The organism is Pseudoalteromonas sp. S1609 (assembly GCF_005887255.1).
In the GTDB taxonomy this organism is placed as follows: domain Bacteria; phylum Pseudomonadota; class Gammaproteobacteria; order Enterobacterales; family Alteromonadaceae; genus Pseudoalteromonas.
The window spans coordinates 19,972-33,771 of sequence record NZ_PNDJ01000006.1 but is presented as its reverse complement, the minus strand read 5'-3'; the positions used below and the strand labels follow the sequence as shown (position 1 = coordinate 33,771).

Annotated in this window: 10 protein-coding genes and 1 pseudogene; 8 read left to right on the top strand and 3 right to left on the bottom strand. The window is 36.8% G+C overall.

What is annotated here, in order from left to right:
• The first annotated feature begins 299 nt into the window (after positions 1–299).
• From CWB76_RS02005 to CWB76_RS01990, 4 genes and pseudogenes are all read left to right on the top strand, one after another.
• Positions 300–2,411, top strand: coding sequence for a serine/threonine-protein kinase (locus tag CWB76_RS02005; RefSeq protein WP_171039585.1), 2,112 nt, complete (start codon positions 300–302; stop codon positions 2,409–2,411).
• Positions 2,408–2,773: a hypothetical protein gene (locus CWB76_RS02000; RefSeq protein ID WP_138605164.1), complete on the top strand. Its 366-nt coding sequence runs from the start codon at positions 2,408–2,410 to the stop codon at positions 2,771–2,773. Before CWB76_RS02005 ends, CWB76_RS02000 begins: the two co-directional genes overlap by 4 nt.
• Positions 2,774–3,230: 457 nt before the next feature.
• Positions 3,231–4,508, top strand: a complete 1,278-nt coding sequence (locus CWB76_RS01995; RefSeq protein ID WP_138605162.1) for an HNH endonuclease — start codon at positions 3,231–3,233, stop codon at positions 4,506–4,508.
• 247 nt (positions 4,509–4,755) lie between these two features.
• Positions 4,756–5,918: pseudogene (locus CWB76_RS01990) on the top strand (IS3 family transposase).
• 107 nt (positions 5,919–6,025) lie between these two features.
• Here CWB76_RS01990 and CWB76_RS01985 read toward each other — a convergent pair.
• The 3 genes from CWB76_RS01985 to CWB76_RS01975 are packed head-to-tail and all read right to left on the bottom strand — an operon-like array spanning position 6,026 to position 8,428.
• Positions 6,026–6,352, bottom strand: a complete 327-nt coding sequence (locus CWB76_RS01985) for a hypothetical protein (RefSeq protein ID WP_138605160.1) — start codon at positions 6,350–6,352, stop codon at positions 6,026–6,028.
• A 3-nt stretch (positions 6,353–6,355) separates the two neighbouring features.
• Complete coding sequence (locus tag CWB76_RS01980; protein WP_138605159.1) at positions 6,356–7,909, bottom strand: DEAD/DEAH box helicase; 1,554 nt, start codon at positions 7,907–7,909, stop codon at positions 6,356–6,358.
• Complete coding sequence (locus CWB76_RS01975) at positions 7,910–8,428, bottom strand: VspR family transcription factor (RefSeq protein ID WP_138605157.1); 519 nt, start codon at positions 8,426–8,428, stop codon at positions 7,910–7,912.
• A gap of 121 nt (positions 8,429–8,549) precedes the next feature.
• On the opposite strand from CWB76_RS01975, the gene CWB76_RS01970 reads away from it, so the two are divergent.
• The 4 genes from CWB76_RS01970 to CWB76_RS01955 are packed head-to-tail and all read left to right on the top strand — an operon-like array spanning position 8,550 to position 13,679.
• Positions 8,550–8,798 carry a helix-turn-helix domain-containing protein gene (locus CWB76_RS01970; protein ID WP_138605155.1) on the top strand — a complete coding sequence of 83 codons (249 nt, stop codon included), beginning with the start codon at positions 8,550–8,552 and terminating at the stop codon, positions 8,796–8,798.
• 42 nt (positions 8,799–8,840) lie between these two features.
• The gene (locus CWB76_RS01965; protein WP_138605154.1) at positions 8,841–10,361 is read left to right on the top strand and encodes a type I restriction-modification system subunit M; all 1,521 of its coding nucleotides are present in this window, start codon (positions 8,841–8,843) and stop codon (positions 10,359–10,361) included.
• Positions 10,351–12,909 carry a restriction endonuclease subunit S gene (locus CWB76_RS01960; RefSeq protein WP_138605152.1) on the top strand — a complete coding sequence of 853 codons (2,559 nt, stop codon included), beginning with the start codon at positions 10,351–10,353 and terminating at the stop codon, positions 12,907–12,909. Before CWB76_RS01965 ends, CWB76_RS01960 begins: the two co-directional genes overlap by 11 nt.
• Positions 12,909–13,679 (top strand): retron system putative HNH endonuclease, encoded by a 771-nt coding sequence (locus CWB76_RS01955; protein WP_138605150.1) that lies wholly within the window; start codon positions 12,909–12,911, stop codon positions 13,677–13,679. The genes CWB76_RS01960 and CWB76_RS01955 overlap by 1 nt, the downstream gene beginning before the upstream one ends.
• The last annotated feature ends 121 nt before the right edge of the window (positions 13,680–13,800 follow it).

Genomic DNA, 13,800 nt, shown 5'->3' with positions numbered 1-13,800 from the left:
ATTCTACAAAGCTGTCGGTTGGCTGACAAACACACAAAATTCCATTTAAAAGGAGCTGTCATAAAAGCCTTTGGTGGCAGTGTCCTATATTCAGGAAAGTGTGCAATTTGCGCACTTTTGTCACGTTCAAAAAATTAGCAAAGTATATTTCTAATAACACTGGCAACAAGTTATCAACTTTGTTAAAACTAACCTATTCAGAAAAGTGCGCGATCATAAGTCAGAAATATGCGCGATTTGCACACTATTAAACGTTAGGCTTTCTAAGCTCAGAATAATATAGACATAATAGGATGGATATGTATTACGAAGGCGAAATAATTGGAGGGTACAATAAAGTCCTAAGTGTCAAACATGGTGGAATGGGGATCGTTTATTTATGTTTAGATGAGAGGGATTCCAGTCTTGTCGCATTAAAAACGATTCCTCATAAATACTTATTTGATATTTTTGGCGTAGAACGTTTTATCCAAGAGGGAAGAATTTGGATGCGTTTGGGCCAGCATCAAAATATAGTTGAAGCTTATAAAGTAGAAGTTATAGATGGGTTTCCATTCATTTTTATGGAACAAGTTGTAAACGAAAGTAAGGTTGATAGCTCACTAAGAACGTTATTAACATCCGGTTCTTTGAGTATCTCTTCTGTGATTAATATCGCGATTGATATATGTTCCGCTTTCTCCCATGCATACAACATAAGCCCAACATTGATCCATAGAGACTTAAAGCCAGAAAACATTCTCATAAATAGACAGGGAACCGCTAAAGTAACAGACTTTGGATTATCTCTTGATGAGTATTATGATATTGACCTACCTTCAAGTGGCGGAATAAGTCTAAATTATCCAAGAGCGAGAAAAACTAAACTTAACGAAGTTATTGGCACGCCAATGTATATGGCACCTGAATTGTGGTCAGGTTACAAAGCAGATGTTAGTTCTGATATATACTCTTTTGGTTGTATTCTTTTCGAAATGCTATCAAATAGACCAGCATTTGTAGGTGATACGATTGACGAATTGAAGGATAGGCACCTAAGAGGGGATTATGTCTCATTATTATCACTGAACAGTAAAACGCCCCATAATATTTCTAGCCTAGTAAATGCTTGTCTTGAAAATAGAAAGGAAAATCGACCGGAATCTTTCGATGAAATATTGTCCAGCTTATCCTCAGAGACTAACTATAGAAAAAATAATGTCCAACATTACTCTAAAGCAACATCACGGGTAGAAGACGTCATTCAGTCCTACATAAATATGGGTATGTATGAACATGCTAAAGAACATCTATCTAATCATAGTGACTCTATAGATGATGACCTCAGCAAAAACAGGTTGTATTTTTACACTCATTACGGGTTGGGTGAATATGATAAAGCAATATATTTCAATGAATTAATATTAAATGAAAATAATGCTGACTTGAAAGCTCTTCAAAATAAAGCTGCTATTTTGGCTATTTCTGGGAGGCAGGAAGAGGCGATATCAATATGGAAAGACTGTTTGGAGCATGACAACAAACTAGCTCCTTCATATATGAATTTGGGGCATATCTATCTAGCCAAGAAGGAAAATAATAAAGCGCTAAAATACTTTAAAAAGGCGGTAAGGATTGATCCATTTGATTCATCTCTATGGCACGGGATGTCCTATGTCTATGATAGTCTTGGTGATACAGAAAAATGGATTTATTGTCTAAGAAATGCTGTTAATTACACCCTAGACTACTCGGAAAAGATAATTTTTTTCATGAAGATCATAAACACTGAAGCGGCGATGTATTTTGATGAGCCTACGTATGAACAATTGCTTATGAGTGCAGATTATTTACCGCCCAGTAGGTTAGGGAAAATTCTAAATTCGACAGGCTACTATAGAAGGGCTTTTGGAAAAATGTCTAACCCTACTTTGGATCCAGACTTTACCGTTTTCTTTGTAAGGACCTATGTTTATGTAAACATGCTTTCTTGTTATTTGACTAATGAAGAAATGAGAAAGGCTTCCATTGCTTCAGAAGAAATAATCAACATACTAAACAAATGGGTATGCTTAAAAGAAACAAAAGGTACAGATGTTTACGAGTACGGATTGGCGACACTGTTCTTACTTTATGCTGATGTGTTATACGTTAAAAACAAGGACAACGAGTGCATAGAGTTAATAACTATATATAGCAATGAAATACAAGATGAATCATTATTGGCTAGGCTAAATATTGGCCTTGGAAACTATTACCTTAACAATCACGACATTTCCCTTGCTTTAAAACATTATGCTCGTGGTTGCAATAGTATTGATGATGACTATCTATATGATGTATTTGGATTTAAACGCCATCAGTTAGATGGGTTTGTTGGTAGCTTATCCAATAGTGTTTTACCTAATGTTAGTGGAGACTTATATTTATGACGATAGCAGATAAGTGGGCAATTATTGGTTCTGTTGCGGGGGTTTTCTCGTTTTTATTGGCACTCTATGTGTATATGGCCTCGAAAAGGTTAAAGAAAAAGACTGAGGATGATCTAATAGCTCAAAATCAAAAGCTCTCTTCATTGAGTTATCAAATTACAGCTGCATTACATTCAGTGGACTCCATTGTTCAAGCAACCAAAGACGATGCAGTACCTCCTATAGCTATCGGTCAAATGGCAAGAATCGCAAGAGGACAAATTTATACTGTCTCTAAACAACTAGAACAAGAGGGGGCTGGCATTAAGAGTTGGCGTCACGGAAAAATGGTTAAAAGTTTGAATCGGAAGGAACCAGCTTAATAAGGCACATAAAAACGGACGTAATACTCGCTAACACTAGCATTGGGACGTTACCGAACGACCGTTTTCTTAGAAAATTAATAAAAAACAAAAATATGAGCAACAGCTGTACTCGGCACAAAGCGGAAGTAACCCTCTGAATTTCATTATGTATCCGAGAGTAATGAGCGGAGGATTGTTTCTGAATAAATTCTTCCATGTGTATATCAAATGTTTCGTTTTTAGATTTAAAAATTATGCCTATTCCATTTTTTAATATTATTTCTACCTTAATAATATTAAAAGTCAATTTGCCTGTTTTCTTTAACTCATAAAACGTTAGCTTTCAAATAACTATCTGACTAGTAACAACTAATTATTAGTGTTATATATTGATTCAGAATGTAAACAGGCGATGTTACGGTAGGAAAAGAGGCAACTTGCCTCTAATGAACTGTTAGTCTCTTTGGGGATACCAATGGAACAATTTAGAATCCAATTATTTTCAACTAGTCAATTTGGAGGAATCCTTGATATAGGCTATCCAGAAGATCAAGGAGAAGTTATTACAGATCTACTTTATGTTTTCGGTGCTAATTTTGATGTATCAAACCAAACTATAGGCATGGATTATAAACATCAGAATACAAGTGAGTTCCAAGAAAGACTTCATTCATATATATCAAAATATAAAGGAGTATCTCCTCCAGTTCAAAGTTTAAAAACAAAGTTTGAAAAATTAAAAAATGATGAATGGTTTTTTATACTGCCGCCAACCGAACTCAACACAAAACAAAAATATGCTCTGGAGATGGAGCTGAATGAGCTAAATGGTGATTTCAGCGAAGTTAATGAGGAGCAAGTACAAGAGTTTTTTGGTCGTGTAATGGATAATTATGAATTGGTCACATTTGATTTAGACAGAGATAAAAAAATAAAAATTGGCGAAGGTCTTAAAAATAAGAGAATTTGTAGATTTTGTAAGCAGAAAAGCCCTGATGTTGATTTTAAGAAAGAAGCCCACGCTATATCGGAGGCTTTGGGTAACAAAAAGCTGATTTTAAATGAAGAATGTGATGGTTGTAATGAATTTTTTGATGAGAATGTTGAGCGAGATTTTATTTATTATCATGATCTAGCTAGGACAATGTTCGGAATAAAAAACAAAGAAAATAAAACACCAAAGATGAAAGGCGACAACTTTACCATTTCTAAAGATGAAGATAAAAAGCCATCTATTGCAATAGTTGAAAGCACTGTAGCCAAATTGGAAAATAAACCAACAGAGAATGTAGTTTTAAAAACTGGAAATAAGATAAAACTTCAAAATATTTATAAGGCATTATGTAAATTTTCTCTAAGTGTTATAGATGAAAAGAACATACGATACTTTGAAGATACTATTAAATGGTTAAAGGGTGAGAAAGAAGCTGAAGAGTTACCTAAAATAGCTACATTGTACGGCTATGAATTTTTTACAGGTAGACCAGAATTAACATTATTTGTTCGAAATAATGATTGTGAGGATTTGCCATATTTGGTCTGTGAATTTAGATTTACATTTTATATATATTTTTTTATTGTTCCTTTTGCAAGTAAAGACAGTAAGTCATTCTTAAGTGATGCAGAATATAGCCAATTCTTAGATTGCTTTCAGCACATAAAACTAAAAGGGAATTTTGAGTACCTAGACTTTTCTCAAAACATCATAAGGGAATTAACCTTTAAGATTAACTTTCAGCAAAAAGAAGACTAACAAGCGTTTCAAATCGGATTCAAAATTATGACGCTCTTTTTGTAAAAACACTCAAAATATACGCCATTAACTTTTCACCGTTTAAGCGGGTGTTACGAATGACTGTTTTTGCACAATGCGACGGACAAGTTTGAACAAAACCTTAAAATCAAATCTGACAGATTTAGTTAAGACTTATTCTGTTGTGGTTCAATGAAACCGGACACCAATTTAGGTGGTATTATTACTACTCAAACAGAGGTGTTCTATGACAAAACAACGTCGCTCTTTTTCTCAAGAGTTTAAACTTGATTCAGCAAAATTAGTCCTTGATGAAGGATACTAATTCCCTGAAGCTGCTCGCTCACTAGAAGTCGGTGAAACAGCGCTTCGTCGCTGGGTTAAACAATTACAAGGTGAGCGTGGTGGCACAACACCAAACTCTAAAGCGCTTACTCCTGAGCAGCATAGAATTCAGGAGCTTGAAGCTAAAGTTAATCGGCTTGAAAGAGAAAAAACAATTTTAAAAAAGGCTACCGCTCTCTTAATGTCAGACGAGATGAACAATATTCGTTGATAGGCCATTTAAGTGAGCATGAGTCTTTAGAAATGGTCTGTAGCGTGTTTGATGTTCCGCGTTCTAGTTATTATGATTTTAAGCAGCGTGTGGCATCAATTAAGCTTGAAGAGGTGCAGCTTAGGTCAACGATTAGTGAGTTATTCTCACTCAGTCGTGGAGCTGCTGGTAGCCGCACATTAGTGGCGATGCTAAACGACGCTGGCTTACCTATTGGTATCTTTAAGGTACGCCGCATCATGCGTGACTTGGGATTGGACTGTAAACAACCAGGGCCTCATTCGTATAAATTAGCGACGATAGAGCGACCAGACATTCCAAACAGACTTAATCGTGAATTTGAAGTAAATAGCCCAAACCAAGTTTGGTGTGGGGATATTACGTATATTTGGACGGGTAAAAAATGGTCTTATTTGGCTGTTATTATCGACTTGTTTGCTCGTCGTGTGGTTGGCTGGGCAATGTCTGATAAGCCTGATACTGACTTAGTTATTAATGCATTAGATAGAGCATGCGAGCAACGGGGCAAGCCATCTGGGCTGATATTTCATTCAGACCAAGGCAGTCAGTACAGCGCAAAAAGGTTTCAACAAAGGCTGTGGCGTTACCGTATAGAACAAAGTATGAGCCGCCGAGGAAATTGCTGGGATAATGCCCCAATGGAGCGCCTATTTAGAAGTTTAAAAACGGAATGGGTTCCTTCGTTAGGTTATAGTAATTACCAAAAAGCTGAAAAAGATATTAGCTATTATTTGATGAATTATTATAACCAGCGCAGACCACATAGCCATAATCAAATGGTTGCCCCTGCTATAGCAGAAGAAAAACTTAATTCACTGTCCGGAATTAGTTGACCACAACATTCAGATAAACATCCAAACTCTCTTATGTCTTTATCCTTTACAAACAGTGCACCAAATAGAGTTGCTTTCGTTAATAATTCTATAAAAAAGAAACTAAGTTAATTTAGTATTGAAGATAGCTTAACTCTTTCTATGAAAACATCATTTTTTCCAGACTTGAGAATGATATTTCCTAAAGCTTGGGCTGTGAAATGTGAATATCCATCTTCACCATTAACTGGAAGGTGATAACAAGAGCCTGACTTCTGCGGCCAAACCCAATACTTCCCGCACTCAGAAATCGTGGGGGGGCGATTAGAGCCAGAACTAAGTCTCCAAGAGTCTCCATCTAAGTAGCCACCGCGCCAACTGCTGAATACTTTATAATATATATCAGCAGGTGTTGAAAACTTTAAAATTACCCAGCCTTGAGGTTTTACTACCATGATTCAACCTTGTTTTAGTTGCTGATTGAGTTCGGCCAGCTTAGCTTTTGAAGCTTTAGATATTAGGAAGGGTTCTATATCAGCAACTTTTAGTGTTTCTTGACGATATTTGCCGACGATGCCCATCGACCATTTAGCCTTAGATACGTTAGTTCCGTTTTGGTTTGAACTTAGCTCTTTAGCCTGTGCTCCTTCAGACTCACCTATGTAATGATTCGACAGAATAGCTTCGACTTGACGTTTAATATCTTCAACACTATGTTTACCAACAGTCACTTCATGCTTCTCAGTTAGAACGAGCGCATTGTTTCGATCAGCTTCAACAGGTATCAGCTCCTCTGCATCTGCTATTTCTTCATCAGTTTTTACGATTTTTACTTTAGCTACCTCATTAGGGATGTCTTGAACCATTCTCCTTGCGTAACTGACCAGCTTTGGTTCCGCTGGCATAAACATATATGCTTCTTGATTTGGCGCACCTGTTTTTCTAAGAACACGGCCAAAGATCTGTCTAAAGTACATTTCAGTTGTGACGTTTGTTAGGTTACAGCAAACCTGTAAACGAGGAATGTTTGTACCTTCACTGACCATACCCACACTAATAAGCCATTCGTCACTGCTATTTCTAAAGGCTTTTATTCTATCGGAAGGTCTTGCCTCATTCGTTGTTACAACTACCACACCTTTACCGTAGTTTTTTATCATCAGTAGCTTAATAGCTTCGGCGTGCTCTATAGAAGATGCTACAACTAAGCCGCCTGCATTTCTGTTTATTTTCCTTAGTTCATTTAGCTTAATAATAGCTCTAGAAAGCACTTGTTCATTTACTGTCTCGTTTAAAACGATGTGGGAATATGACGTTGCCTTGGCCGTCAGTAACGTATTAAAGCTATTAAATACTTTTTGTTTTTTAGTTCTGGTTACTACTATTTTATTGTTGTCTACGGCAATGACCTGAGGAACCCTACAAACGTCATCAGCGATTGCGTACTTCAAACCGTAAACATAGTCACATTGAATTAGGTTGTCTTCACAATAAGTTGAAAGAGCTATTGGCAATGAGTCAGAGCGCCACGGTGTACCTGTTAAAGCGATGCTATAGGCAGCTTTCTCACGAATGATTTCGATGATCGGAGCGCCCCAAGCATTTGCATCATGAGTTGAAGATCCTGCACAGTGATGAATTTCATCAAAGATCACGAACACCCTAAAACGATCAAATAACTTCCAAGTGTCATTATCGAGAGTTCCAAGTTTTTGGTAGGTAAATGCATCGCCTAAAGAGCCAACTTTGCCATTAAATTCAGTTTTAAACTGCGCGGTGAGTTCATCACTAAAATCTGATGACACGATTGATGAGGGTGAAAAACATAACACTAAGTCTATTAAACCAAGTTCATACATTTTTCGAGCTAACGTTGCCGCCATAATCGTTTTTCCAGCTCCAGGTGTTGCGAGCGCTAGGAAGTGTTTGTTCAAATCACTAGAGTCTACTGAACTGGTGAATTTTGAAATTGCTGAGTTAATACACTTAGACTGCCAACGTCTTAATTTCATTTACATTTTCTCTTTTAACTTTTTTAAAATTTCTTCAGTTGCAGCTATTTTCCCTTTTAAAATATGCTTCTGCTCTTTTGTAGAATGAATAAATTCTTTGAACTCGTCAGATAATTCTGGGTGTTGCTGCCTTAAACTTAGAAATGAATCTAGTGCCCCCATACACTGTAAAAGATCAGCATTTAACGTGCTCAAATCACAGTAGAGCGACTTAATTGTTTCACTTAATTTGCTGTTAGGTTCTTTAAAAGGTTGCTCTAATTCTTCGGCTATTAATTCAGGATCAAAAGCTTCTGTTTTCGTGAAACGACTCTCTTTGCCATTACTGGCGGTTTTTTTAATTAACCAGCCCTGTTTTACTAATTTATGTAAGTCATCATAAATAAATTGCCTGACCTTCTGACTATCCAACTCTTCATCACTCATTAAAGCAAGGTAGGCTGTTCGAATTTCAGTGACTGAAAAACGGTCAATGTTTTTCATGCTTGTGATTGTTTTAATTACTGGATCTAGTTTCATTTTTATATTATCTACGTTAATACATAAAATATGACTGATAGGTCATAATTTATGTATTATATGGCATAGGTGAAAGATCCGCAATGTGGGAAGATATTCCATTTAACTGTGGAGCTTTTGGATGCAGGCAGCGCTAAAAATTATTGGACTTAACATCAAGTTAGCAAGAACAAAAAGTGGTTTTAGCCAAGCAGAGTTGGCTGACAAATTGAACGTTGAGCAAAGTTATATAAGCCGTGTGGAGTCTGGTTCGGTAGCTGCATCGTGTGAACGCATATATGAAATTATTCACCTATTAGGTTGCAGAGCTTCTGACATATTTCCAGAATCTAAAGAAGTTGAAACACAATTTAATCGTGTAGAACAATAATCTTCTCGAAATAACAGGGAATGACATAATAAGGATCTTCAAATGACAAATAGCCAGATTAACCAAGACGAAATTAACAAAGCGGTATGGGCTGCTTGCGACACCTTTAGAGGCACGGTTGACCCTTCAACCTACAAAGATTTCATCTTGACCATGCTGTTCTTAAAGTACATCTCTGACGTTTACCAAGATGAGTACGACAAGTTACTAGAGCAGTACGGTGATCAGCCTGACCTTATTCATGCAATGATGGCAAAGCAACGTTTTGTATTACCTAAAGGTGCTAGTTTTTGGGACTTATACGAAGAACGCCATAAAGCTGGCAACGGCCAACGTATTGACCAAGCACTTCACGCAATAGAAGAAGCAAATGGCGGCAAGTTAAAAAATGTTTTCCAAGACATCAGTTTTAATACCGACAAGCTAGGCCAAGAAAAACAAAAAAACGATATTCTTCGCCACATTTTAGAAGATTTTGGCAAAGAAGTATTAAACCTGCGCCCAAGCCGTGTAGGTTCACTGGATATTATTGGTAATGCTTATGAATACCTAATCAAGCATTTCGCTGCGAGTAGCGGTAAATCGGCTGGGGAATTCTATACTCCGCCGGAAGTTTCGGACCTGTTAGCAGCAATACTTGATCCGCAAGAAGGCGATCAAATTTGTGATCCAGCATGTGGATCAGGATCGCTTTTGATGAAGTGTGGACGAATGATCAGAAACAACTTCAATGGATCTAAAAAGTATGCACTATTTGGACAAGAGGCTATTGGCTCAACCTGGGCACTTGCCAAGATGAATATGTTTCTTCACGGTGAAGACAACCACCGTATTGAATGGGGCGACACCATCCGCCATCCCATGCTTTTAGATAAAGATGGCACTGGCTTACTTCACTTCGATATTGTTACTGCAAACCCTCCTTTTTCTCTCGATAAGTGGGGCTTTGAAGGTGCTGCTAATGACGAGTTCGGCCGTTTTCGCCGAGGTGTGCCACCTAAAACAAAAGGTGACTATGCGTTCATCAGCCATATGGTTGAAACGCTCAAGCCTGAATCAGGACGTATGGGAGTGGTAGTTCCTCATGGGGTTTTATTCAGAGGAGCAGCCGAAGGTAAAATCCGCGCGCAGTTAATTGAAGAAAACCTTCTCGATGCAGTGATTGGCCTACCAGAAAAGCTATTCTTTGGCACAGGTATTCCTGCTGCAATCCTTATCTTTAAAAAGCAAAAAACAGACAATAAATTTTTGTTTATTGATGGCAGCCGTGAGTTTAAGTCTGGTAAAAATCAAAACCAGTTAACGGCCAATAATATTCAAAAAATTATTGATACTTATAAAGCCCGTGAGACGGTTGATAAGTATGCCTATTTAGCGACTTTAGAAGAGATTAAAGAAAACGACTTTAATCTCAATATTCCACGTTATGTAGATACGTTTGAAGAAGAAGCTGAGATTGATTTAGTTGCAGTTAGGACTGAGCGTTTGCAATTGCAGAATGAGTTGAAAGCGCTTGAAGTTAAAATGGAAAGCTACCTAAAGGAGTTAGACTATGGCTCGTAATCTAATTGAAGAGCAAATTCCTGATAGTTGGACGTATGACTTACTTGATAGGTTAACTGAACGTGTCAGTGGTCACACTCCTAGTAAATCGTATCCTGAATATTGGAACGGCGGTATTAAGTGGATATCTCTCGCTGATACTTTTCGATTAGATAATGGCTATGTCTATGAAACTGATAAAGAGATATCACAGGAAGGTTTAAATAATAGCTCTGCTCAACTACATCCAGCGGAAACAGTCGTACTGTCAAGAGATGCTGGCATTGGTAAGAGTGGAGTTATGGCAGAGCCAATGGCTGTCAGCCAGCATTTTATCGCTTGGAAGTGTGACAACGAAAAAAAGATGAATAGTTGGTTCTTATACAACTGGCTCCAGTTTCATAAATCCGAGTTTGAGAGGCAAGCTGTAGGTTCAACGATTAAGACAATTGGTCTTCCGTTTTTCAAAAAGTTGAAAATTGCGGCTCCACCTTATAAAGAACAGCAAAAAATAGCTCAAATACTATCGACTTGGAATAAAGCGATTAGCACAACCGAGGACCTAATCGACAACAGCAAGCAACAGAAAAAAGCACTTATGCAACAACTGCTCACAGGTAAAAAACGTTTACTTGATGAATCAGGTAAAGAATTTAAAGGTGATTGGATCGAAACGAAGTTAGGAGATGTGTTAAAAATTGGCGGAGGGAAGGACTATAAGCACTTATCAGAAGGTAATGTACCAGTTTACGGCTCTGGGGGGCATATGCTGAATGTTTCCGATTACTTATATGACGGAGAAAGTGTTTGCATAGGCCGAAAAGGTACAATTGATCAGCCAATGTTCTTAAGTGGTAAATTTTGGACAGTTGACACTTTGTTCTATACGCACAGCTTTAAGAACACGATTCCTAAATTTATCTACCAGTATTTTCTGACCATACATTGGAGAAGATATAGTGAGGCTAGCGGCGTTCCTAGTTTGTCTAAATCAATCATCGAAAAGATTAAAATCAAGTTACCGCCATTAATTGAGCAACAAAAAATAGCTCAAGTGCTAACGAATGCGGATAAAGAAATCGAATTATTAGAACAACAACTAGCAGATTTAAAACAAGAAAAAAAAGCGTTAATGCAGCAGTTATTAACTGGGAAAAGAAGAGTTATGACATCTAACGATCTAGGACTTGGCAATCAAAAAGAAAAAAAGTTACAGCAGCTAAAAATTAAGAGCCTTACTTTAAAAAATTATCGAGCTTTTGAGAACTTTAAAATGAGTTTTTCAGACTCAAATGTAACAGTGATTATAGGAAATAATGGTGTAGGTAAATCTTCAATATTAGAGGCTACAGCTCTAAGTTTAAGCGGTCTAATAGCTAAGGTAAGAACTAAGAACGGAAAAGCAGCTAATATTTCCCAAGCTGAGATAAGGAATGAGGAAGTTTCTGCTACTTTAGAAGTCAAACTTGATGATTTGAGAACGTCATCACCTATTAATTATCACTGGATAATAGCTGGAACGAGAGTTGGCTTTCAATCAAATGAATCAGGCAGTTACACTCAACTTAATTATTTAGCTGAAAATTTTAGGAATGAAATAACATCAAGTTCTGAGGCATCGCTACCCCTTATTGTTTTGTATGGAGTAGATCGAGTCACTAAAAGTGTAAAAATGAATTTTCTAGAAAGTAAAACTGATCGATTTGAAGCTTATGAGTCTCCGCCCCATAAATCAGCTAGTTGTAACGAAATCTTTGATTGGATTCATTATAGAGACAATATTCAAAATGAAAAAAATATTGGGTTGCAAAGTCTCAAAGCGCTGGAGCAAAATCTGAGAGATTCTGGCCTCGATGAAAATAGTATTCGAGACTCTATAGAACTAGTAAAATACAGGGAACCAGTATTGTTAGCAGTTAAAAGTGCTATTAGTAAATTTATTCCAGAAATTAGTGAAATCGGTGTTGAACGAGAGCCTGAAGTCAGAATATTTTTAATAAAGAATGATACAAAAGTTTATATTGACCAGTTATCTCAGGGGGAAAAAGGAATTTTCTGTCTAGTTGCTGATATTTCAAGACGTCTTTCGATATTAAACCCTCACTTGAAAGACCCTTTACAAGGAGGTGGAGTAGTATTAATTGACGAAGTTGAGCTTCACCTACATCCAGCATGGCAACAAAAAATAATAGAAAATCTGACTACCTGTTTCCCAAATATTCAGTTTATTTTGACATCACATAGTCCACAAGTTTTAACGACTGTAAAAAATAAGGATATCAGACTTTTTGAATTAGAAGATGGTGTCGGAAATTCAAAAGTTCCTTTAGGGAAAACCTATGCTGAAGCAAGTGGTGACTTGCTTGAAAGAGTAATGAATGTAGATTCACGCCCTCCCATACCGCAAGTTGTTAAATTTAGGGAATACATGAAATTTGTTGATTCGGGCGCATATAATACCGAAGATGCCTTGAAATTGAGGTCTGAGCTTGAGTCGCTATTAGGGGAAGAACATCCCGATTTACTAAAAGCAGATCGTTCAATCAAAAGACAGGAGTTTCTGTCTTAATGAGAGCAGTTACAAAAGCATATTACCCGTTTGACGACCTTGATAATGCTAACTTACCATCGCCTCCATCAACTAAAGAAGAAGCAACTGATAGATGGGGAGCCTTTAATTCAGGCAGAACCTTTAAGAAATTGTTTATTGAACAATACGGCTTATGTATTTACTCCGAAATAAACATTCAAGATTTTCAGAAAGAACATTCTAGTTTGAAAGGTGCTCATATTGAGCATTTGGAGCCAAAAAGTTCTAACCCTGAACGAACATTTGACTATTTTAATTTGTCACTTTCGGCTTTGGATGCTCAAGATCTTGAGAAGTTTAGGAGGGACGAAGTCTTTGGTGGACACTATAAGCTTGGGTTTTATGATGAAAAAAAATTTCTGAACCCATGTAATAATTATATCGGTCACTACTTTTCATTTTCGACTGAAAGCGGCGAGGTATACCCTAATATAAAACTTAACTCTATTGATAGACAAAAAGTGCAATACACAATTGAGTTATTAAATTTGAATTCTAATTATCTGAAAAATTTAAGAAAAAATTGGTTAAAAGAATTGGCTGATGAAATAGATAAATTAATAGATGCTAATTCGTTAAATGCCATAGAAGAGTTTGCGAAATGTGAATTACTTCCTTTTCAAAGAGATTTTACTCTTCTACCCATTACCACATTGCAGTTGAGACCGTTTCACAATGCCGTAACTCAATTGTTTGGAAAAATTGGTGAGAAAGTTTTGATTGTTCATGCAGAAGAATTTCAATACTGAGTTAGCTTTATAGATTACTCATTCCTTAAACTACAAGTGTCATTAGTTTATAGATAACAGGTACAATCGAGTAAAGTTTTGTTAAAGCAGGAATGTATGCTCTAGTTACAGTAGTAGCTTT

What these genes read in the sequence shown, in the direction of transcription:
- CWB76_RS02005 (WP_171039585.1), top strand. Translation starts at nt 300, where the DNA reads ATGTATTACGAAGGCGAAATAATTGGAGGGTACAATAAAGTCCTAAGT.
- CWB76_RS02000 (WP_138605164.1), top strand. Translation starts at nt 2,408, where the DNA reads ATGACGATAGCAGATAAGTGGGCAATTATTGGTTCTGTTGCGGGGGTT.
- CWB76_RS01995 (WP_138605162.1), top strand. Translation starts at nt 3,231, where the DNA reads ATGGAACAATTTAGAATCCAATTATTTTCAACTAGTCAATTTGGAGGA.
- CWB76_RS01985 (WP_138605160.1), bottom strand. Translation starts at nt 6,352, where the DNA reads ATGGTAGTAAAACCTCAAGGCTGGGTAATTTTAAAGTTTTCAACACCT.
- CWB76_RS01980 (WP_138605159.1), bottom strand. Translation starts at nt 7,909, where the DNA reads ATGAAATTAAGACGTTGGCAGTCTAAGTGTATTAACTCAGCAATTTCA.
- CWB76_RS01975 (WP_138605157.1), bottom strand. Translation starts at nt 8,428, where the DNA reads ATGAAACTAGATCCAGTAATTAAAACAATCACAAGCATGAAAAACATT.
- CWB76_RS01970 (WP_138605155.1), top strand. Translation starts at nt 8,550, where the DNA reads ATGCAGGCAGCGCTAAAAATTATTGGACTTAACATCAAGTTAGCAAGA.
- CWB76_RS01965 (WP_138605154.1), top strand. Translation starts at nt 8,841, where the DNA reads ATGACAAATAGCCAGATTAACCAAGACGAAATTAACAAAGCGGTATGG.
- CWB76_RS01960 (WP_138605152.1), top strand. Translation starts at nt 10,351, where the DNA reads ATGGCTCGTAATCTAATTGAAGAGCAAATTCCTGATAGTTGGACGTAT.
- CWB76_RS01955 (WP_138605150.1), top strand. Translation starts at nt 12,909, where the DNA reads ATGAGAGCAGTTACAAAAGCATATTACCCGTTTGACGACCTTGATAAT.